This is a genomic window from Chryseobacterium sp. SSA4.19 (genome assembly GCF_022601875.1).
Lineage (GTDB): Bacteria > Bacteroidota > Bacteroidia > Flavobacteriales > Weeksellaceae > Chryseobacterium.
On record NZ_JAKVIP010000003.1, the window covers coordinates 168009 to 192142 of the forward strand.

9 protein-coding genes are annotated in these 24134 nt (G+C 40.3%); 6 read left to right on the forward strand and 3 right to left on the reverse strand.

Annotated elements, in window-relative coordinates; all coding sequences use genetic code 11:
- Positions 1-431 precede the first annotated feature (431 nt).
- From MKJ01_RS03150 to MKJ01_RS03175, 6 genes are all read left to right on the forward strand, one after another.
- The gene (locus MKJ01_RS03150) at positions 432-788 is read left to right on the forward strand and encodes a hypothetical protein (protein ID WP_241611512.1); all 357 of its coding nucleotides are present in this window, start codon (positions 432-434) and stop codon (positions 786-788) included.
- Positions 789-843: 55 nt separating this feature from the next.
- A complete protein-coding gene (locus MKJ01_RS03155) occupies positions 844-1170 on the forward strand; it encodes a hypothetical protein (protein ID WP_241611511.1) in 327 nt (108 codons plus the stop codon).
- A 39-nt stretch (positions 1171-1209) separates the two neighbouring features.
- The gene (locus tag MKJ01_RS03160; protein ID WP_241611510.1) at positions 1210-4866 is read left to right on the forward strand and encodes a hypothetical protein; all 3657 of its coding nucleotides are present in this window, start codon (positions 1210-1212) and stop codon (positions 4864-4866) included.
- Positions 4867-5059: 193 nt separating this feature from the next.
- Positions 5060-6355: a hypothetical protein gene (locus tag MKJ01_RS03165; RefSeq protein WP_241611509.1), complete on the forward strand. Its 1296-nt coding sequence runs from the start codon at positions 5060-5062 to the stop codon at positions 6353-6355.
- 13 nt (positions 6356-6368) lie between these two features.
- Positions 6369-17309 carry a LysM domain-containing protein gene (locus MKJ01_RS03170; protein ID WP_241611508.1) on the forward strand — a complete coding sequence of 3647 codons (10941 nt, stop codon included), beginning with the start codon at positions 6369-6371 and terminating at the stop codon, positions 17307-17309.
- Between the two features lie 561 nt (positions 17310-17870).
- The gene (locus MKJ01_RS03175; RefSeq protein WP_241611506.1) at positions 17871-19799 is read left to right on the forward strand and encodes a hypothetical protein; all 1929 of its coding nucleotides are present in this window, start codon (positions 17871-17873) and stop codon (positions 19797-19799) included.
- A 114-nt stretch (positions 19800-19913) separates the two neighbouring features.
- Here MKJ01_RS03175 and MKJ01_RS03180 read toward each other — a convergent pair whose 3' ends face one another.
- From MKJ01_RS03180 to MKJ01_RS03190, 3 genes are all read right to left on the reverse strand, one after another.
- Positions 19914-21035 carry a 1-acyl-sn-glycerol-3-phosphate acyltransferase gene (locus MKJ01_RS03180; RefSeq protein ID WP_241611504.1) on the reverse strand — a complete coding sequence of 374 codons (1122 nt, stop codon included), beginning with the start codon at positions 21033-21035 and terminating at the stop codon, positions 19914-19916.
- Positions 21036-21247: 212 nt separating this feature from the next.
- Positions 21248-22567 (reverse strand): NAD(P)-dependent benzaldehyde dehydrogenase MdlD, encoded by a 1320-nt coding sequence (gene mdlD / locus MKJ01_RS03185; RefSeq protein ID WP_241611502.1) that lies wholly within the window; start codon positions 22565-22567, stop codon positions 21248-21250.
- Between the two features lie 398 nt (positions 22568-22965).
- On the reverse strand, positions 22966-23646 hold the full coding sequence (locus MKJ01_RS03190; protein ID WP_241611501.1) for a type 1 glutamine amidotransferase domain-containing protein: 681 nt from the start codon (positions 23644-23646) through the stop codon (positions 22966-22968).
- Between the last annotated feature and the right edge of the window lie 488 nt (positions 23647-24134).

Genomic DNA, 24134 nt, shown 5'->3' on the forward strand with positions numbered 1-24134 from the left:
CTGCACCTTTTAATTAGATGATGATGTTACTTACGGATAACCATGATTCTTGTCGGCATTTGTCGTTTTGTCCGGTTTTGTCCGGTTTTGTCCGGTTTCAGTTATAGCATATAAGCTGTATGTTTACATAAAGAGGAATATCAATCTTATATTCCGGAAATCACTGATATGCAACCGATTTTAAATTCACTTCTTAACTGATAATCAATTAAGTATAAACACGGAATTTAAAATTTAAGTATTTTCACTTAATAGTGTATTATTTTATTTTCTTTACTTTGAATTGTTCTTTAATAAGGTTTCTATTTTATCAGTAACGGCAATTTTGAAAAGCTGATTGGATATAAATAAACTTTGACATATCATTGAACATATCTGAAATACAATTAATTTTTTTTAAATAATTTTTTTTAACCCTAAAACTAATAATTATGGCATCACAAAACCCAGTAATCAATCAAAGTGGAAGTGCAAGTATTAAATCAGGACAATTTTGTACCTGGAATACAGCAAATGGTACAAACTCCACCATCACAATTGCTAACTCAAGCAGAAGCAATGTATTAAAATTCGCTATTTCAGGAGCACCTGGAAGCGGTATTTCTGTAGATAATGCAGGACAATCAACATCACCGTTTGATGGGATCTACTCTTTAAAACCTAATTCTCCAGACATCGTAGTTACTGCGTTTGGTGATTTTGGAGGTTCAACAGTTACCATCACCAATATTACCAATGCTCAAAATGACGCTGAGGCAGCTATTCAGTGCCAGACCAGCCAGTCGTAGCCGGAAACTACGCTTTCAGATCCTTTTATTATTTATTCTTGGTCATACCCTGGCAATGGCTCAGGGTATGATCAGGTCTAAAGCAGACACTGTTTGGCTTCACCGTTTTGAATTTGCACAAAAACAAACCAACAACGGAAGTGATTGTATCTGCTCGGTCACCAATACCAGTCAGGCCAATATCGCTACAATTGTACTCACCGGCGCACCTGATGCGAGTACTCTCCAGCTAGACGACGCGGTACCATTTAATGGTACGCATTATCTAAAACCAGGTCAACAGGCAATTGCTGTAGGCAACTTTGCCGGAAAAACAATTACAGTATTAAATCTGTCGCTGTTGAATGTTTTGATTGTAGTCATGCTATTCTGCCCTGGTTAAGAATTCATATTATTCCATTTCGATAAAATAATTATTCTTATGGCACAATCCGAAACAGAAATCATATTCAGCAATGAAAATTCCGGAAATCCTGCATTGTACATCTATAATCAGACAGGGCAACATTGGACTGCTTTACTGCTTCCTGAAGGATCTTCTTACAGCAACTCGGGCATCACTCTGCAGGTTGCGGTACAACAGCAGGTTTATTTCCTGTTTGCTTCAAAAGCTCCCGCGGATGTAAACGCGTTTATCGACAGTTACCGACCTTACCTGCTCGAGTTTCGGCAAAGTGGATATGCCAACCTCACACCAGCATGGCTAAACAATCCGGATAATACTCCTTCTTCCCAGAATACAACTGTTCTCAATTTTGTACAATATACCACTGGTAAACCTTTTGTGGTAGGACAGTCTTTTAACGTCACGATTGGTAATGGATTCGGTACGCTCACTATTCAGAACAATACCATAATGACGCTTCAGCCCGATGTTTCTCCAAATGCCTTACGGCTGACATGGACTCCGGGAAATCCCAACATGAGCTTCACCAATAAATCTTTTGGTACCAATTCTATATTCTCCAGCGACATTACGATTCCTTTCAGCGGCCCGGGTACTGGGTCTTTTCGTTTTTCACTGGGTCTGAATATGAACCTTGATTTCAAAGGATATGGTTTGCAAAATAATTATTATTACGGCGACAGCACGGCACCTTCTTATTTTGCCTATCCTTTACTGCAAACAGGCAATACCAATGATTTTCTTCTTACCCAGGCTGAAATCGATCTTCTTGATATAGCAAATGCTGAAGGGCTGAATACTTATTTCGCCATCACCGGTAAGATCTACAATGTGATTACAAGCCAGACAAGATCAGCTTCCCTGCCTAGTTATTATGCCATTAATACCGGCTATCCTATTACCTTATGGCCTTTCGTAAATATGGTGGATTCAGGAGCACCGGTGAACAATTTATTTCCGGAAGACAATAGTGCACGCTTTGTCATATCGCCGCAGGATGCTGCAGAAACCCAGCCATACTACCTTTCGCCCGAGGGTGATTTTTATCTGGATCCCGGTGCCTCACAGGCTGCCTTTGCCGATGAAAACGGACAATACAGTTTACTTCCGGGGCTTTCCGGTACAGAAATAATTACATTTTCCCCCTATAAAAATAATGGAGGAACCATTACCGGCGATACCCTGCGATTTACATCAAAACAGGCTGCCTTCGCTGCCAATTTTCCCGGACAGGAAGTTTCCCTGGCCGATCCAGGCACGGATAATCCTATACTTGAAAGCACTTATCTTACATCCTGGGCCAACATCGTAACCGCCAACCCGGGCAATGTACAATATGCTTCACAACCACAGGGTGCTTCTTTATTTGCCAAAAATCATGGTGTAGCATCGCCCGGCAATAACATTACAGAATTTCTGGGTTTTTATGAACCTTCAGTAGATATGCCGCAAACCAACGGTTTTGCAGTACCTATGGCGCCTTATCTTGGCGTAAATCCCGTACCACCGCCCAGTGCCGAAGGTATTGATACTTTTGAATCCAAGGTATTGAGTGCTGAAAGAAAAACATTGATTTCAGCGGCTTTCACTACGCCACGTGCTAGTAAAAGTCAGGCAAAGAGAGCCATGACAGAAACAGGAGCTATAGAATACACAGCCTCTGCAACACCGCAGGGTATGGTAGCGAATGTGAATAATAATGGGAGCTGGAGCCTATTGAACCTGGCGCAAAATACTGTAAACAATGGCTTGCCTGAATATCTTAACCCGGAAGGCCAAATCCCGGCAACACCTCCGCAATACCAGCTCAGCTTTATTAATCTGATGCCGCAAATGCAAAGTGCTTTTCTCACCAATCAGCAATTTCTGGTGGTAACCAATAATCAATATCTCGGCAATTTATTTTCAACGATGAATACACCTGGCGGTGGTGCCAGCAGTGAATCTGTGTTCAACAATAAAATGTCCATCGAAGACTGGCCGTTCGATCTGAATGTAGGAACAAGTAACACTTATGCCGACTACAATAATGTTCTGATCTTCAAATTTTGTAAAGGTACCATCATCGACAGGGTAAAAAATCCGAAAGAATGGACACAGGCCAATGCATTTAATATTGATAAAGAAAACACTGATCCGGGCACTGCCTACAACCAACTGGTTGCAGTTTCATCGTGGCTGCAGGATTATTTACAAGCGGCTGAAGACGCGTACAATACAGCACTGACAGATCCCGCATCCGGGCAGCTGGAATATTATCAGAAGTTTCACTCCATCATCAATGATCCCAATTGGAATGGTATTCTGGCTCTGAAAGCAACGATCGATTTACAGGAATTTCCTCAGCAATTAAAAGGTTTGATCAGCGGTATTAATCTTAAAAATTTCTACGCCCATCATTTCGGCATAGAGTTGAATCGGGTAGATGCCAGTGATGTGGTAACCATGGATCCGGTCAGTTCTTTATTTGGATTGATCAACTATGTTGATCCTGCTTATGCTCAGCAAATCTCACAGGGCTTAAATCCCAATAAGCCGGTACAGCCTGCGGCAGGAGCTACTTATGATTTTAAAGTACTTTTCCTTCAGGTATTGTTTGAAAATACAGCTATCAAGGATTTTGCCAGCAAGATTCAGCTGACTATGAACAACCTGTTTTCCGATAAAGTGACCGGAACAAATAATCCTTACGGTTCAGGCGGTTTAAATACGGTAGTATTGAATGGTACTTACCAGGATCATAACGGCACACCGGTTTATGTTTTCGACAATAAAGACGATAATCTTTTCTTTTTTGACAGCAATCTCCTGACCAATGTAGAGATCACCAAGATACAGTTTAATACGTTGACGACTGATCCTTCAGCATTAGATATACAATCAAGATTTACGATGTGGGGCTTTCTGAATTTTGGTAAAATGATTACTCCTTCTGCAACCCAAGAAGATCCCTCTTACCCAATGGATGCATTCTCGTTCGGCTTACCGACAGGATCAGAAGATTTATTACAGTTTGGATTGAATTACAGCAATTTATATGTGAATATGGCATTTAATCTCAACACACCGACAGCTACTAGCTATTCTTTTGATGCAAGCCAGATAGCATTCAACTCTTCACAGAGCAATGCAAGAGAAAATAGCCTATACCCAAATTTTGCACTGCAAATCAATAAATTACTTAGTGGAAATGATGATTCGCCGCCTTCTACCCAGGGTTATTTATCACTTAGTTTACCAGACGTAAATACTAATGGGCTTTCAGATAACTGGTATGGGCTACAGATGACACTTAACCTAGGTTCTCCCGGTGAATTGGCCAGCAATCTTGGTTTCAATGCCAGTCTCTTGGCAGCGTGGAGTCCCGGATCTAAAACTGCAGATCCCGGATATAATGCTTTTATAGGCATTAAATTACCAGGTACGTCAAGTAATGCCAAACTATTGAGCCTGCAGGGTGTACTGAAATTAGCTATAGATAAATTAAGCCTGCAATATGTTGTAGATCAGAACTCCTATCTGCTCACATTGTCCAATATAGCCCTTAAGCTACTAGGCATTTTAAAACTGCCACCAGGTGGCAATACCAATTTTCTGTTATTCGGCAATCCAAATCCTGGAGCTACGGCTAAGAGTTTGGGCTGGTATGCCGCTTACAATAAAGATATATAATTACTGTAGAATTAAAAACAAAACTGCCATGACAAGGATAATGTATTGGAACATTAATAATTTTGGAAATGAACGTTTTTTTTGCGCTCAATATCGTAAGGCGAAGCGCCGTAAACTGAATCAGGGGGGCATGTCGGATATTGATGCGGCTTCAACCAGATTAGATTGTTTATGTGATAATATCATACAAAACTTGCCTGATATACTGGTTATTGTAGAAGTAACAACAGGTACGGATGGTCTGCCGGAAGGAGAAGTCATCGATGAAAGATCAAGTTACGATTTAATGATGGAGATAAGACAGCGAACCGGTAATAATAACTGGTATCTGGTACCGCCTCTTGTATCCGGTACCCATGGCCGGGCAGAAGGCATTGCCGTTTTTTATAATTCAGCCTATCTAATATTTACCGGTCCCTGGAGATGGCCCGGAGGCTACGGACCGGCAGGTTCTGCAGCTGATATTCCCGACAACCAAATGCGTTTTTATAACCAGCCTTATACCTGGAGACAAAATCCTGATGCCAATCCGGGTCCCGGCAATCTTCCCAATCCTGCTGATCCGGATAACTCATTGCCCAACCGGACAATTCCTAATGACAGTGCCATTAATCCTGGCAGATTTGAATATCAGGTAGCCGGACAGTGGGATTACTATACAGGAGGAAATCCTCTGAATGCTCAATTGAACTTCCCCGCAGACGGTAACAGAAGACCCTTTCTGACAACATTTTATGATACATCTGTGGCTGTAAATGGCTCTACACATCGGGAAATACGATTAATGTCATTCCATGCATCTCCCTATCAGTTTCAGACAAACCCTATAACCGGCCTTCGAGAAGCCGGACCTGCAGCTACGGGCACAGCCGAAATTGCCAATATTTTTGAAATGAACCAGGCGTTAGCTCCTAATCAGGTCAATGTGATTGTAGGAGATTTCAATGTACCACTTTGGAATTACGGCGGAGTAATGCTGCCTACAGTGGCCTACACTCCTATTACAACACTGGGTTACCAGCAACAATTACAGCAGGTGCCTAATAATTTTCCGGATAAAGCCTATCGAATTACCCATATAAAGCATGCCGACAATTCAACTCCTTATGACGATAATGGATATCCTGCATTTGGATACATGACCGAACCTGAAGTATTGGGCCGTTATGATGCTATAGATAATATTTTTGTCCGATATCCAGCTGCGCCTAATAATGCAGGTGGACCGGCTGCTAATATGACGATTGTCAACAGAATAGCAGGCTCACCATATGTAGGAATAGGTTTGCCTGCTTTACCTGTAGGAGTAGCTGCAGGTACAGGAGGAGTATTGGCATATCCTCAGTACTTAAATAATGCTTACTGTATGCCTGTTCCTAATGGAGTGGCTGCTCCCAATATTGGCATTAAAAACACGTTTCAGGGGTGGTACAACTATCGCCGCATAAGAAGCACCAGTGACCATCTCGCTTTAATTATTGACATTTAATACCATTTCAGTTATGAGTCTTACCACGTTAGCCGATATTTTTCGCACGCAAGCAGCTTCGTCAGATGGATATATTACTCTTGACAGTACAGTCCTGACAAATGCCGGTTTTTTACCACAAGACAATCTGGATGCTTTGCTTACAGCCTCTTTTTGCTTAGAAAACAATGCTGATTTTAAAATAAATACCAGTGGACAAAGCATTCCCGATCCCGTAGGTAATACACTCACCATTACCGGTACAATTAGTATCAGTAAAATTTCTATTACCGAAGCCAATACATCCGTAACGGCTGTTTTTACAGAAGCGGATACTACAATTTCATTTGTGGTGCAAACAAAGCTGATTAACTGGCAATTCACCACCAGCTTTCCTTACATGAATGGCTACCCTTTCTCTACTCTACCTTATACAGATCCTTATTTTGTATTTACTACAGAAGATACAGCAGACTATTCGTGGAATACTCAAAAAATATATCTAAAAGAAGGACAAAACTTTGCGTCTAATCTTACCCTCACCAGTTATTTGCAGCCTGTCATTTCTTTTTTAGCACCGGGATGGAGCAGCAGTACAAAAATACCTTTTTTTGGTCCCGTTACATTGAATGAGGTAGATAATGAAGTGATTTTACTCCCTGATATTGACTGGAAAGGAATTATTGACTGGAAAATGCAGCCTCTCTCTTTTCTAACGGTAGGAAGTCCTTTTTTGCGATTGGTAGTAGAAACTTTAAAAGATGATGGAACCACTGAATATTTTGATGAATATGAAGTAAAACAGCTTCGTGACACAGACCCTAGCAAAGAAGAACCCGATGAAAATACAGACAATAATAATGAAAATGATGAACCTGCCATAGAACAGACACCGAATCTCTATTTTGGTATGTCATTAACGGCAGGTACTGATATACAACTTGACTTTTCAACAATATGGTCAAACAACAACAATACGCTTACTATTGCCACTACTTCATCCCCCGATAAACCGTTAACAGCCATGAACCTTATCAATCTCATGGCGGGGCAAAACTATCTGGCATTCATTCCTCCCACATTACAGCAGTTTTTACAGGTATTTACATTTAAGGTTTTTACAACCACTCTTTCATTGAAAGACATGAGCATCAAGCGACTAAATGCTACCATTGGCTCAACAGGCACCTGGCAACTATTTTCAGATTTTACCATCAATGAATTTAATTTTGTATGGACACTTAATAACCCGAGTAGCCTGAATGGCTCACTGTATTACTTCGAAAGTGAGTTTGAGTTTTTTCCTACTGTATTTAAAAATGCCGACGGTACACCGGGACTTTTTTATATTAAAATCAATAACCAGCTTCAGTTCTGGGGAAATTATGAGGGATCTGTATTACTAAATGATTTGGTTTCCGGTATCACAAATGGTGCCATAGAGATACCTACCGATATAGCCAGTGTGGCATTTTCCAATTTTTTCCTCTATATGGATGTTCCCAACAAAACCTACCGTTTAGGAGCCACCACAGATATAGAATTGAATATCATTACCAATATTGCTATTAAAAATACCACCTTTACAATCAGCAGCTCAGCAACTGCCGATGGCAAAGGACCTTCAAAATTTGCAGCCAATATTGCAGGAACCTTTATGCTTGCACAGTTTTATCTGGATGTGAAAGTAGATTATACTTCTACTGATAATGATTCTTTATGGAACCTCAGTGTATCAACCTTACCTGGGCAGATCATCAGATTGGGTGATCTTATGAAGCAGATGTTTCAAGCCATCAGCCTTCCCACAAGTTTCTTACCGGATACCCTTAATATTACACAATTCTCTACTACCGCTATCATCCCCAGCGGTAATAAATCAAGTACTTATGAGGTAAAAACAGGTCTGCAGTGGGAATTTACCTTTCCGATTATTAACCAGCCGATCAATATACTGGCCGATCTTCGCATTAAATATGAAAGTTCTGCCACGCCTGGTGGTGCCGGCAAATATTCCGGCGGTGTGCTGGGCAGTGTAACCTTAGAATATTTTAATGCGACGGTTTACATCAGCTATAATTTCGCAGAAAACAATCAGCAGCTGGCCATCACCTGGGAAGGTTTTACCGCTATGTATGACGTAAGCGGACAAAGCCGTACGATCGTTTTCTCCATCAAAAACTGGACATTGGGCGGACTGATTACTTCTTTTATGAAGATGTTGTTTAATCCGACATTTGAACTCGATGCTCCTTGGGATATACTCAACAAAATAAGTCTGGACGGTTTCTCCGTTACATACAACCTCGACACAAAAGATATTAAGGTTACCTACAAATTACCTAAAACATTAGACCTCATATTCATCAATATCAATGGGATTAACCTTACCAAAAATCAGAAAGGGGTATTTATTACATTTGATGGAAATTCCGTTGTGCCTTCAATTAACGAAAGTAATTTATTTAAACCTGAAAGTGGCGGACAGGACATTCAGAAAATGCCGGAGGTTCCGGGACAAGGTACCCAGTATTTTGATTTGCGCCTGCTGGCAATGGGCCAGCACGTAGAATTGGTAAATCCTGCTCAGTATAATTCTATCAAGGATGTGACTACGGCTATGCAGGAGGCTTTTATCGAACCAAAACCAGATACTTTACCGATAGGTCCCGGTTCAGGAAATGAGTTGCTTAAATTCAACGAAGACAGCAACTGGCTCATCGCCACCAATTTCGGTGTACTCAATGCAGGAACCAAAGACAAACCTGTATGGACACTGGATATGCAGGTGGTATTTAATGATCCTAACCTGTATGGGCTTCGTATTGCTATGGCAGGCGGTAAAGCTAAAATCTTTGAAGGACTCGATTTTGAGATCATGTATAAAAAGATCTCCGATTCCATTGGTGTCTATCAAATGGATCTTACCCTGCCTAATGCACTGCGTTACCTGCAGTTTGGTGCCGTCAATATCACTTTACCTTCCATCGGTATTGAAATTTACACCAATGGCGATTTTATGGTGGATATCGGCTTCCCTTATAACATGGATTTCTCCCGTTCGTTTACCGTGCAGGCCATTGTTCCTCCCGGTATCCCAGCCATGGGTTCAGGAGGAATATATTTCGGTAAGCTCAGCAGTGCTACCACCAATAAAGTTCCTAAAACTAACTATGGAAACTTTAACCCGGTGATTGTATTTGGTATCGGCTTGCAGGTAGGTGTAGGATACAGCGTGAATTATGGTGTACTCAGCGCAGGCTTCAGTATTACGGTGTTTGGTATCATTGAGGGCGTCATAGCAGCTTATTATCCTTACAGCGGCACATTGCAGGAAAGCAATAAAGAACAGGTAGAAACCTCATATTACTATTATCTGCAAGGAACCATTGGGATTATCGGTAAATTATATGGTTCTATAGATTTCGGTATCATATCGGCGAGTGTAAATATTACCGTAATGGTGTATGCACAGGCAACCTTTGAAGCCTATAACAAAATACCGCTGGCTATTGTAGCTTCGGTGGATGTAAGAGTTTCTGCTAAATTAAATTTAGGAATCTTTTCCATTACCATTCATTTTACCTTCACTGCCAAAATCCGCTTTGATCTTACCATTGGTACAGACCAGACCGCCAAAGCACCGTGGAATAACAATCTTTCGGCACCAAACGCTGCATCACGTATATCTTCACCGGCAGCGACAGTACGTATCGCTCCTGCCCGTACGGCAACACCGCTTGAAGGTGCCAGGTCTGTTGCCTTTGCAACGATAGACTCATTTGAGACAACAGATCAAATCGCATCTGATGAGGTAATGGTCATTCGCCGTTCGCCAAACATACCTATAAATTACAGTTCTGTATTGATGACAACGGCTTCAGACAGTCTCCCTACATTGAACCTTTATTTTGTGCCGCATTTAACCGTGGCCGGGCCTGAAAACGGCAATCTGCAAGACCAGGCAGCACAATATGTCGCTACTTTATTCATTGATGCTCCCGACCCATCCGGTAATGGTAATGGAACCACCACCTCTTTTGAATATTTGTGCGCCGACTTCTTCCGTTGGCTAGTACTGAACTATATTGACCATACCCCTTCGCAATCCTCTCGTGCAGAAATAGGAACCGAAGGTATTTCAAAAGCGGATCTCGATGCATTAATTGCATTCCTGTCCAGCGAAGAAAATCCTTTCCCTATTCCTACCAATGATTTGCTGAGCTTCCTGCAAAACAATTTTCAGGCATTAAACGTACAGGTTTTACAAGAAGACCTTGCGGCAGCCGCCATCTTCCCGATGTTTTTTGATCTTGAATTAAAAGTGCCGGATATAGGATTGGATATTCAGTTTAATAATTATAACATGGCTTCACAGGAATACCTGTCGGCCGTAAAAGAATGGTTTAATGAACTTGCCGTAAAAGTACAGGAAGAAAAAGCTTCTGCTGCCCGATTTGCCACTGTGAACGATCCTCATCAATGGAGTATGTCGACCTTTGTATTTGAAGACTACTTTGTTCTTATTGGTAAGCAATTGGCAGGCTATGCTTCGGATGCCATGGATAATTTCACTTATCGTCTCAGCAATGGTAATAGCTTGTCGGCTATGGTAATATGGGCCAACAACATTAGCGTCGATGGATCCGCCAACAAAGTAAATATGCAGGATATTGCTACGGCTAATCAGACTCATCCGCTAAACGGCAACAATCCGGTAGCTATTACAGGGGTAATGTACAACATTTTGGACGGTGATACCTTTACTTCAATAGCTGCTATATATGCCATCACGGCTTCAATGCTTATTACAGAGAACGCAGCCGTTCCTGCTTTGTTGGCTCCGCAAACGCTTACCTATAATGGTAATACCTATAATGTACAGCCTACAGATACCATCAATGCAGTCGCTACAGGCTTAAAAACCACATTGAGTGATCTCGCGGCTGATAGCAATTTCCAGAATACAGCAGTTCTCACCACAGGTAACTGGCTGATTATCGGAGCGGCAATTTATACGGCTAAAAACGAAGATACCTTTAACAGCATCAGCACGATCATTTATAACAATCTTGATGTAAGTGCTTTACTGATGCAGAACCAAATAACTCCCGGCCTTTTCATTGCAGGCAACAGCTTTGAATATAATAGTGTTGAATACGTAATCGTACTTGGTGACACGCTTACCAGCATGGCAACAGCTATTTCAGCATTGGCAGGGACTACAGTTACACCGCAGGATCTTGCAGGCAATGCTCAGGTACAGGCACAGCAAGTACAACCGCTCGGTCAGGTATTGATCCAGCCTTTCATACACACAACTGTTGCATTTACCGATCCGGCAAGCGCAGATACGCTGGATACATTGGCGCAAAAATATAATACAACAGCAGCCTTATTGGCAACCAATTATTCCAACCAGCAGCAAAATAACTTATTTTACAATGGCGAAGGATTCACAAATGCCAATATTCCGGGTCTGCAATATTTAACCGTGGGAAGCATTCTAGAATATTTTACCGATAACAATTCTTACGGGCAGCTATCCGGTATGGCATCGCGTTATCAGTTACATGGCATGCGTCTGCCTACCAATTTGCCGGGGCTTACGATTTCTGCAAATTCACCTTGCACAGGAAACAATTGCGCCCTGTACGCACTTACCGGTCAGGAATTTGCGTTGCCGGCTACGATACCTGCTGATTTCTCTATACAACTCATCAATAATTCGTTAAGCTGGCTTCAGTTTAACGGAAAATCAATGCAGGAAGGCGGTAATATATTAGATATAAAACTAACGCCTGATGATCTTAACCAGATCAGTAACCTGCTTAGTTATGCACAAACAAACGGTATAAAACCAGACGTATTGGAGCTTGCACCTATGCAGCCTTTCAATCTGCAACCTGTACAATACACCTTCCAGACGACCATACAATGGCAAACGTCCGGAGCATTGAATCTACCTTATGGCTCTCCCGGCGGTCAAAGTAATATATCGCCACTTATCTGGCAGTTCCCTTCAGGATTGCTCAACCAGCTGGCATTGCCTAAAGAAGAAGGTTCTGCATTCAGCATACAGATAGGTCAATATGATGCAGCCAAAGGTATTATGGATTACTGGCCATCTTCTTATTACGGCTGGAGTACCATGGTAGATATTGAACTCAAACTTCTTGATACCGATTCCACAGCTCCTGTCAATGCCTACAGCTATGAATTGTTAGGCGCAGGCGAAGCAGGTGCTAATATTCTGCAAAGATTGTTATTAGCATTAGATCCAAAATCTGCCAACAACAATCTGGATAAAATTGTCGATATACAGTGGTTGTATGAAGGTTCAGACGGTTTGCTGTCCGTAGGCATGGAACACATGAAAACCTTTATCGTTCAGGCTAATCTTTCCACAGAAACAAATCCTGATACTTCAGCCATGAGAATGATGGCCTTGGAAGTAACAGAAGAAACGCCCAATACAGGAGTGCTGAACAGTATTTATGATTTTATACGCATGTTATGGGAGTGCAGCATTACCCGTTCAGGAGGCTATTACCTTATGTATAATGAAATGGAAAGCAATACAGGCTTCCCTTCCAGTATATTTGGTAAAGGCGATAACGCCAATGTACGTCTGCTCGTTACCTATAGCAGCCAGTACAATAACAAGCCTACCGATTACATGAACTGCGCAGTGACCGGTGATAAGATTGACGCTAATTCCTGTGTAGTTTATGCGCAAAGTGAAATGCAGAAGGGATTATCCTACTATGTAAGTTCACCGAATGATACCATTGATACCATAACTGCACGCTTCAACATATTGCCTGCCGAACTAGTAGATCTGAATAAAAAAGTAACACTCAACATCAAGGCAGATGCAACTGATCCTGCAAAATATCCTGCTCCGACTATCACCTTTGATGGATTGGTATGCGAAGTTGGAGCTAACGGTCCGGGAAATACGCTGACCTCTATTGCGGCTTATTATAATGTGGACGCAACCGCAATACAACAGCTCAACCCGAACATCACCAACTGGAACAATCTGCCGCTCTGGCAGCTGGTACTATTGCCGCAGGTGCAATATACCATCAGTACGGAAGGTAAAGCAGGCCTTACATTTGAAACTATAGCAGCTTATTATTTTATAGATATGGCTGCCATGGCCTGGGCTGCGAGAGATGTTGTAAACATTTTTGTAATTCCGACCACTCTTACTGTTAACGATCAGATTTTGCATAAAGTAACGGCTGTTCAACAAGGCACCGCAGGTTTCGATCTGAACAGAACCAATCCAAATCCTGATCCCAACAATCAGCCTAAAATTTCTGATCCTGATTATGCTGAGGTATATCTCAACAACATGTACAATCTTCTTAGTTATCAGATTGTGGAAAACAGCTGGTTTACAGAAAGTGTGGTTGGTTTGCCTGCAGGACCTGCAAAACCACAAACACAGGATGATGTACTGGGCAAAACAGACAACAGCGACGCTCAGGATGACCTGATATGGTATTACAACCAGGTCGTACCTATTGCCAAATTTGCCAAACCCAATTCATTTATGACCTATCCGGAAGATTATCCGCAGGAAGATGACAATCCGTACCGTGGCATCGGCAATCAGGTACAGGTGCATTTTGATTGGGTAGATTATTATGGTAACGTAACAGTAACTCCATTCAGCGATCCGCAATTGGATCCTTCTACACCGGTGAACAATCCGGCGATACAAACCGGCTATGTAGACGAGTTGAAAGGATTGGGTAAATGGCCAAGTGTGGAATTAAGTTATTTATTTGACCTTGATACCAATAATCAACCGGAACTTAAATTAGAATTTAACTTTAATATTCAGCGTTATAATGAACTGCCTGATGTACCGGCAGACCAGCAGCAGGACTGGAAACAGAATGCCGCCAATGACCTGATTACATATACCAACATCTATTATCAATTAACACAATTAAATCCGGTAGATGGTAATAATACTTTAACCATTACCCTCAGCACATCTCTTACTCCGGGCAAAACGACTGATCTTTCCGGTGAACAATTTAACCAGATGTTGCAGTTTGTAAAAGACATTTATACTTATCTATCAGCACGCAGCCAGGGCAATGAGGCTACAGCACCTGTCATGAATCCTCTTACCAGTACGGTTAATGTCGCTGACATCGATACCCATTCTATCCTGCAACTCACTGTAAATATCGATTTTTACCGTGATCTGCAATATGTTAATACCGATTTTAAAGACAGCAACCTGGTAACCCGTGCTCTTACTCAGGTAAAACCAAAAACAATGTCTACAATAGCACAGAACGGCACAGATCCGCAATACAGCCTGAATGAGTTTGCAACCTTATTTGAAGCTGCTTTCTTAAGTGTTGGAAACTATGAACTGAAAATTGCCATTGGTACCAATGCTGTAACGGCAGGTGGTGTCAATAATCAGGCAGTATTTGTTGTACGGATGGGCTTAAAATCCGGCCAAGGTATTTACTGGCAGGTAAACCAGGCAGGCACTTATCAGTTAACTGAAGAATCCATTTCCCAACTGACAGCAGATGGTGTACCGGTGGACGTTACCACAGCCATCAATAGTTTAGTAGGCACCCTGTATAAAAGCAGGAATCAGTTTGACGCTGCGTTGCAACAAAAACTAACCGAAACACAGTTTACCCAATACCGTATCAGCATTTATACTTACAGCTTGCTCAATGCCGTATTCTATGCACCTAAACCATTGGCTACAAGCCTTGTTTCTAAAAGCGGAGTACCTATATGTAAATATATAACGGGCCAGGGTCTCGATTGCAGCAAAGGAGAAGTACAGACGTTTACCGGCATAGATATGGATACCTGGGGAGCGCAGTCTCTTAATGCTATTGATGTATTCCTGAGCGCAGACTATGCGATACCTGCTTTCCTCGTGGATCAATTGAACGCTGAGGAAGAAAAAGAATGGCTGGCAGCACAGGGTATTGACGCCACCACTTATTTACAGGCTATCACTAACGCTAAAACGACACTCGCCGAAGCCATCGCTTCAGAAGTTGAACCTGTACTTAAAGCGCCTTATGTTTCGCATGAAACAGGTGACAATACCAGTCTCGGCAATGCCAAGGAAAAATTTGAGCAACAATTGCTCAACCAATTAGGCAATGCTTACACCGTAAATGCTTTAGTTCAGTTTGAAGTAACAGCCGAATCTGACTTTACGGCATCCGGCAACTACAATACGCCGCCACGTCTCTATGGAACACCAATGATCAAAAACAAAGCAGACGGTGATGCAAAAGAATACAGCATTTCTACCTCGAAGATACAGCTGAACGAAAAAGATGCAACCAATAACGATTCCTTCTTGACTTTCAGCTTTACTACTAAAAATGCAAAAGAATATACCAGTGTGGATCTGGATATGACTTATGTAGTAACACATGTGGAATGCGATATCAGTGAGGTGGAAGGTATTAAAGGTTATCAGGGTTCCAACTGGCTTACCTTTATTATACCGGCCGACGTAAGCAGCAACACAGCGGTCGGGGCCTCTTTGCAGCAAAGCTTAGGCACAGTGGATATACCGGTAGTATTGCGGAATTACCCTACACCGCCTACATTGACTACCCAGACAGGCCAAGGTGTAGCCGTATCGGGAGATACTACCAAAACACGGCTGGCAAAAGCCTCTGAATGGAATTTCATGTACTCCTACACCGAAGATCAGGCTGCACAGGATAAGATATTCTCTGATATTGAGTTTAATATGGTACCTAATCTTTCTGCAAGAATGCTCGGAGCTCCTAGCCGTGATCTGTTCAGTGACCTTGCTCAGTTTGTGAATGTATGGCCGCAGGTACTTGATGATTTCAACCGTTATTTAAAACTGATTACCGCTCAGTCAGATAGCAGTGATCCCAATCTTACCAATGCCTACTATGCATTGCAGACCATGGTAACCTTAACGAATAACCTTGCTATTGCCTGGAGCCAGTTTAATGGACTGCTTTTTAACAATCCTAATGACAATGGTACTGCGCGCACTTATGATTTCATTATCCAGCAGACAGACGATACCAATTTCAATAATCGTCTGCTCATAACCATTGTGCCGGCAGCTGATATGTCTTCCGATGATCTGTCGCTTTACCGTGGAAATAAAGATGTATTGGAAGCAGAATTGCCGCAAACACCTTACGTGACGATTGATAATTACACAAAAGTGAATGCCACCGATAAAAATGGTACGACTATTCCTAATTCGTATTGGTATCAGGCGGCGGATAAAACCTATCTGTCATGGGAAGAATCCTTCAATATTCCATCCCGTAATGTCAATGTAGATTCGTTGAATGTTCTACAGTTCCAGTATGCCTGGGCAGGTTTATCCGTAATCCGTAACGAAGACCTCGTTTCCTACAACCCGACCGTGAATGATTTTATTTACCGTACACCATTGGTGAGATTCTCTAATAAACTGATTCCGTTGCTGAGCAGCGACGATACTTTCGATATTGCCAAGATTAATAACGAAACAGGTGTCAATCTGCCGCTCGCACAGCAATTAGCCAATTTCTTCAGCACTTTCTTCACTTATGATGAACTTGCAGAACAATTGATAAAACTAAGCGTATCATGGAATTATCCTTTATTAGCCACAGCCGGTAATCTTTTGCCTGCTATAGAATTGCCGGTTTTACTGGCAACACCATTTACATTTGAAATACCGTCAGACTTTGAGATCCCTTCCGGAGGATGTCAGCCATCTTTCAGCGAATCCGATCCGTTTGTTTGCCGTCTTTCCAATGCTCTTAAAACTTGGTATAGCCAGCATAATCCTGTAAACAATGGTGCCTGGTTCCAGATTGACATAGCGGTATTTTCATCGCTCAGCGAAAGCAAGCTGCCGTTAATAGAGCTTAAAAATATACTCTTGTATTACAAAAATATCACAGATATGAATGCATGATAAGAAATTTTGCGGCTTCATTCGGATTTATTTTCAAAGGAATAATCCTGCTGAGCTTATTTTTAAGAATTATATTTTATAATATTTAAAATAGAAATTAAAATCTACTTTATTGAAGTATACTTCAATTGTATTGGCTATCCTGGCATTTTTAAATTAAATGCCAGGATAGCTGTTTTTAATATACAGATATTTATCACTTCCCCCCTTATTCTCTGGTTTCCATTATTTCATCAAAATTTCGTAATGTAACCTAAGTTGACAATTACGTTAAAGCTTCAAAATAATAAGTGCTTTTCCGGAAGAGCTCCTCTATCATCACATCACAGGATAATTCTTATTCAAAACCAATAATAACATTTAATTTTTTAAAAGTACCCAAAAGTAGTATTGCAGGCCGCCCACATCAGTTATAATTTTACCTGAAAGTTAGCAGGCAAAAAATCTTCAGTGATCATGTTTATTATAACATCCTATTTTGAATTCGTACTGTTTAATAAAATAATCAAAATCTTCTCAAACAGAGCATCTAAAAATTTATAAATATAAAAAACCAAAACCATGAAAAATGTATCACCCTTTATTCTGCTGCTGTGCGCTGCTATTTTACTCCACAGCTGTACATCGGTCCGAACCCTGATTAACAATCAATTCCCACCAATTTCAACAACTGATCAGCAATACAATTCTGTAGAGACCAATCTGGAAGGACTCAAAGGCTTCAATCCACATATCGGCTGCAGTATTGATAAAGATTTAGTTTTGGAACACGTACCCAAAGAAATAAAGAAAGAAGCTGAAAGCTATAACGACGAGAATTTTAAAATTCAAAACCTTGAATTGCCAAAGATCTTTTTTGACCGGCAGGGAATATTCAGTGAAGCAGATTTCACTATTATCAGCACAAAATATGATCTGGAAATAAAAGGCAGATTCAGTGGTGTTACGGCTGTTTCTACAAAATCAGACTCGCTATACCTGAGAAACGCATTGAGTTCTTTAAAGATCAAAAGCATCCATATTATAAAAAAACCGGAGATCCCGAAAAAAGCATTAGCTAAGATGATCACACCGATATTAAAAAATTATATTGAAAACTTAAACGGCCATCTTTTCAAAAAACCAACCGTAATACATGCTGGCTGGGGAGACACCTATAAACTGAATTTCAAGAAAATGTTTAAGGATCCGAACAGTGAAATCATTGCAGATTCAACGGATATATCCCGGTTTACAAAAAAATCTTCAATCCGGATAAAGCCAAACGGCATCTCAATAATGGTGGAACTCTCAAAAGAGAAACCTGAAACAGATGGATTGCCCGTTACTGTTTCAGTAAAAAAAAGAACTGAAGCCGAACTGAAAGATATTTTTGAAACATTTGACAAAAAGTATGATCAGTACTGGTCCGGTGCTTTTGAACCGGTGGATGATAAATCTCTGGTTGTTGTTAACATAAGCAAATCTGAAATTGCTACTATTTTTAATGAAGCGCTATCGACACCTATCACTGTCAAGCAAAAAATTGTTATGCCACCAGTTTCGTTTAATCAGAACCTGGAGGTTAAAAGAGGTGATATCAATTGCCAGAAAGTACGAACCGATTTTAGCTACCCTGATTTTAACGGTGACAAATGTGACTGGAGCTGCATGAAAAGAATTTGTGTATTAGGACGTTGCTGGAAAGTGGAAGATCCTGTTTGTGCCGCATCCAGAAATCTTTGTAAAGCAAAAAGAGAGACTGCAAGAATTGCCCATAATACAGCACGCGAAACCGCAAGAATTGCTCATCAGGTGGAAAACGAAGCTAAAGTCGCGGCTTGCAACGTGTGGAGAGAAACAATGGATTTCCTTGCTTTGGGAAAATTCAAAGGAGATGTTTCTGCCGACGGAAATGCAGCATTACATTTTAAATCATTTAATTTTAATCCTGATCTTTCAGAGCTGAACCTGAATTATTCCGGCGACGTGAATGTTTCTTTAAAATCAAATCTTGAGTTAAGACCTGTGGACCTGGGACATATTTTCTTTTGTTATACCAATTATGAGAAAAAAATCTCAAGTAATGTCAGTATAAGCATTCCTGAAGCATCCTCAAAAATATTGATCAGCTCCACAAAAGATGACAAGAATTTGCTGCTCCATATTAAGCCTGACAAAATATTTTACACTGCTGCAATAGATCCTAATCCTCTTTATACTTTTCTGTTTGATCCTCAATTTGCATTAAAATGCCCGATCAGCACCCTATTGAATTTTGTTACCATTGGAGCCGCCACTGCCACTTTTCTGGGAATGGTAAAACTGGCTCCTGAGCAGGAATTGTTGCTGTTGGGGAAAGTAAAGGGCAGCTATGGGATAAACGAAATAACGATTCCTTTCAAACCGGTGGTTTTCAAAATAAACGGAGAACAAAAAGAATCTCTTATATTCTGGAATTCAAAATCAATTCAATTCACCTATTTTAAACCATTAACAATAAATAATTAATTTCTTACTATCAATGACGCCTGAAATCACCGATTGAAATCGCTAAGTCAAGATTTCCTGATATTATCTAATTGATAAAAAGCCACACGGTATACCGTATGGCTTTTTATTGTTTTATCCCATTTTATTAACAACCGGATTTGCGTACATTTCTAAAAAACTCTTTTTCAATTGAACATCCGAACCATCAATCCGCATTTCCAAACGGCGTTCAAAAAGCTGTTTTTCCTCTTCTTTGTAATATGATGTATATTGATCGGAGCCATTCAGCAAATCAAACGCAATATAATTGGTCGGCCATAGTTTGTAATTCCGGATAATTGAGCTGTCGATGATTTTTGCAATCGCCTGAATCTGCTTGTTCTTATTTTCAGTGGCTGATGCAATTTCGTCAAGCTCTGTATCCAATACCTTCCCGGCATGCAGATGAATCCGTTTTTTTTGTCCCAGTACCCCGCTTAACATGTTCTTAAAATCTTCATTATCATCTTTGATATAAATTTCATTTTTAGATTTGGCCATAAGCTGGGGCATTTTAAGGGCATCGGTAGGATCATACTCATACGAAATCGATATCGGAACGATGTTGAGCGTTTTAAAAAATTCAGTCAATGGCTGGTTGCCTGCTGCCATAGCCAACATCTTCAAAACGCCCTGCTGGGTAGCATCATTGCCGTCTTTGGTACGGCCTTCCCTCTGGGCAATCCAGACCGAACGGTTTTCTGAACGCAGTAAATCATAAATATAATCGGACATCACTTTTGAGCTGTTCAGCTGTTCCCGTATCGATAATTCTCTCTGGACCAAAAAATTACGGTTTAACTTTGCCAAAACATGTAAAAAAGTTTTTTGGACAAGATTATCACCAATGGCTGAAGAAGTCATGATCAACCCTTTATCCAGTAACACCAGATTAAGTAAAGAAGTATCCAAAACAATATCCCTGTGATTTGAAATGAACAGGTATGCAGTGTCTTTATCAAGCTGATCAAATCCGGAAGTCGTTAAGCCGTCTGAACTTTGTTTAACGATCTGCCGTACCGTCTGCGAAATACAGGAATGCTGGAAATCGCTTATCGAATGAATGTTCTTAAACCGGTTAAGCCAGAAATCTTCTTCGGAATCAGGGAAAGTAAACTGCATCAGAGCTTTCATCATAGGATGCCTCTCTATACTTTTTAAAGCATCATGTACTTCGTGATCATAAAAAGACCTGATCTCATCAAACTTCGACATATTGTTATTTAAAATTAAGATTTGCAAAAAAACAAAAATTTATTGAGTAAGTGTATGACAGATTACCCTATTTGCAAACTTCCCAGGTTTTGGGAAGTTTATTCAATATGTTTGATAAGAAATTTTAAAGCCAAACAAGTTGGTTTATATTAAATTTGCGATTTTATATAGATTCAGCTTCCTGATGTTTATCCTTAAAGTATTGGTCACAATTATTTCAACTGAAGAACAGATCTTTGATGACTGAAATTATCCAGGCTGAATCTTCCATGGTATTTACCCATCCCTGAAGTACCTACGCCACCAAAAGGAAGAAGATGTGACCCTACATGAATTAACGTACTGTTGATTTCCGCATCACCGCTTGTCGTTTTAGCGATAACGTCATCCGCAAAATTCTGATCTTCAGAAAAAACGTATAATGCCAGAGGCTTCGGGCGTCTGTTGATTTCGGTCAATGCTTCATTAATATCATCATATGTAAGGATAGGCAGAACCGGGCCGAAAATTTCCTGCTGCATTACTGCGTCTTCCCAAGAAACATCTGTCATTAAAGTAGCCTCAAAGTGCCGAGTTTCCAAATCATAGTTTCCGCCATACACTACTTTTTCCGGCGCATCCTCCAGGTAGCCCGCTAAGTTTTTAATCTGGTTCTGACTGACAATTTTTCCTATTTTACCTAATGATTCATCATGGTAGGTTGCGCTTAAATAAGCCTTAAATTCATCAACCAATGCTTCTTTAACAGATTCATGGACGTAAATATAGTCAGGAGCCACACAGGTCTGGCCGCAGTTTATAAATTTGCCTGCAGCAATACGCTGAACCGCTTTTTTAATATCCGCATCTTTGTGAACAATAGTAGGCGATTTACCTCCCAATTCCAGTGTTAAAGGAATCAGTTGCTCTGCCGCTGCTTTCATAACCACTTTACCTACATTAGGACTTCCTGTGAAGAATATATAATTAAAAGGCAGGGTCAACAGGAAGGTATTCTCTTCAATAGCTCCCTGGAAAACAGTAACATATTCTTCGTCAAAGGCCTCTTTTACAATACTTTCAATAACGGCTGATACATGAGGCGTATTTTCAGAAGGTTTTATGATGGCGGTATTACCCGACATCAAGGCACCGATCAGAGGACTGAATGTCAGCTGCATAGGATAATTAAACGGCCCGATGATATAGGTAACACCATAAGGTTCATATATGATCTTGCTGACCATTTCTGCTCCGGACGAATGGGTACTTACCGGTAAGAAAGTTGGTTTCACCCATTCTTCCATGTTTTCAATGATATAATCGAGTTCATTGAGTACAATCTGTACTTCAACATATTCCGCTTCTTGCCTGCTCTTGCCCAAATCAATATTAACGGCTTGACAGATGGCGTCGGTAAATGAAGCATATACGGAACGAAGGCGCTGTAACTGTGTTTTACGGAAACTGATATCTTTGGTTTGCTGCGTAGCAAAAAACATTTTTTGCTTTTCAAATACGCTTTTCATGGCATCTTTTATTGCTGTTGTCATTATTTGATTTTTTAATTATTTGTAAAAGTCAGACCATAGACCGATCAGTTGTACAATATCTTTAAACTGGCCACTCCCGGTTTTGATATCTATAAGAAATTACAAATGGTTTATTTAGGTTAGTTTTGGAAAATGAGTAAAGCCTATGGGTAAAGCGGCTATATTCCCAAAACATAAAGTAATTTGGTAACTGGAAAGTTTGCTTACTACGAAGCAGTGTTATTGTAGCATTTTACCGCTTCATTATTACGACTGAAGGGACTGCTTTTTGGCCATCGCCTTTATTGAGACCTTTTAATCGAGACCGGTTCTAATTTATATCACCGAACAGCTGCTGCATTTTTATATATGATCTATTGAAAAGTACAGTGGTACATTTATACCACTGCACATTATTTTTATTTTTTCAGAAGAGAAACCAGCTTTTCAGCTACAGCTTCTGAAGAGGCAGGATTTTGTCCTGTAATCAGCAACCCGTCTTCTACCACGTGTACGCCCCAATCATCAGTTTTGGTATAATGTCCCCCTGCGTTTTTCAGCTCATCCTCTACTAAAAACGGCACAACATTGGTCAGCTGAACCGCCTCTTCTTCTGTATTGGAAAAACCGGTTACGTTTTTACCTTTTACAAATGGCTCCCCATTTTCTAATTTTATATTCTTGAAAACTCCCGGCGCATGGCATACTGCACCAACAGGCTTTTGATGATTGAAGAAATCCAAAATCAATTTTTGTGAATCTGAATCATTGGCAAGATCCCATAAAGGACCATGACCTCCCGGATAGAAAACAGCATCATAATCTGAAGCTTTTTGCCCGCTTAATGTATGCGTGTTTTCAATAATTTTTTGTACCGCTTCATCCTTGTAATACCTTTCTGTTGCAGCAGTCTGTGCATCCGGCACTTCACTGCTAGGATCAATAGGTGCCTTTCCTCCCTTTGGTGTCGCTACTGTAACTTCCACTCCTGCATCTGTGAATACATAATAAGGAGCTGCAAATTCTTCTACCCAAAATCCTGTTTTTTTTCCTGTATCTCCCAGCTTATTGTGGGAAGTAACTACAAATAGTACTTTCATTATTTAATTTTTTATGATGTTTGAATGATAATTATTCATGAGTGTAAAATCGCTGAAATATGAAGTTCTGCATATGGTTCAAAATAAAATTTCCCGTTGCTTAGACTGATCAATTTCTGCTATACTTGAATTAATATTACAGTTACAAATATGCTACCACAAATTAAATTTTACACAATATAATTTTAAAAAATTTAAATTACCGTAAAATAACTATTATTTAATATTTTAGGATTTAATCATTTTTAAAAATGAGCGGCAATGAATGAAAATTTTATTTAGTAAAAATTAATAAAATGAATTAAAAATGTAAGAAAACGGTAATACTAATAAAAATTATCCTATGCATAATATTCGAACTGGAAATTAAATTTTAAGGACTATAAATGTAAATTTAACAAAATACTATTCATTTTATATCTGCGTAATCATATTATTCACAAGGGATTTTTTCAGCTAAACTTTGAAAGGTATTGTAATATAACTAA

What these genes read in the sequence shown, in the direction of transcription:
- MKJ01_RS03160 (WP_241611510.1), top strand. Translation starts at nt 1,210, where the DNA reads ATGGCACAATCCGAAACAGAAATCATATTCAGCAATGAAAATTCCGGA.
- MKJ01_RS03155 (WP_241611511.1), top strand. Translation starts at nt 844, where the DNA reads ATGGCTCAGGGTATGATCAGGTCTAAAGCAGACACTGTTTGGCTTCAC.
- mdlD (WP_241611502.1), bottom strand. Translation starts at nt 22,567, where the DNA reads ATGACAACAGCAATAAAAGATGCCATGAAAAGCGTATTTGAAAAGCAA.
- MKJ01_RS03180 (WP_241611504.1), bottom strand. Translation starts at nt 21,035, where the DNA reads ATGTCGAAGTTTGATGAGATCAGGTCTTTTTATGATCACGAAGTACAT.
- MKJ01_RS03150 (WP_241611512.1), top strand. Translation starts at nt 432, where the DNA reads ATGGCATCACAAAACCCAGTAATCAATCAAAGTGGAAGTGCAAGTATT.
- MKJ01_RS03190 (WP_241611501.1), bottom strand. Translation starts at nt 23,646, where the DNA reads ATGAAAGTACTATTTGTAGTTACTTCCCACAATAAGCTGGGAGATACA.
- MKJ01_RS03170 (WP_241611508.1), top strand. Translation starts at nt 6,369, where the DNA reads ATGAGTCTTACCACGTTAGCCGATATTTTTCGCACGCAAGCAGCTTCG.
- MKJ01_RS03175 (WP_241611506.1), top strand. Translation starts at nt 17,871, where the DNA reads ATGAAAAATGTATCACCCTTTATTCTGCTGCTGTGCGCTGCTATTTTA.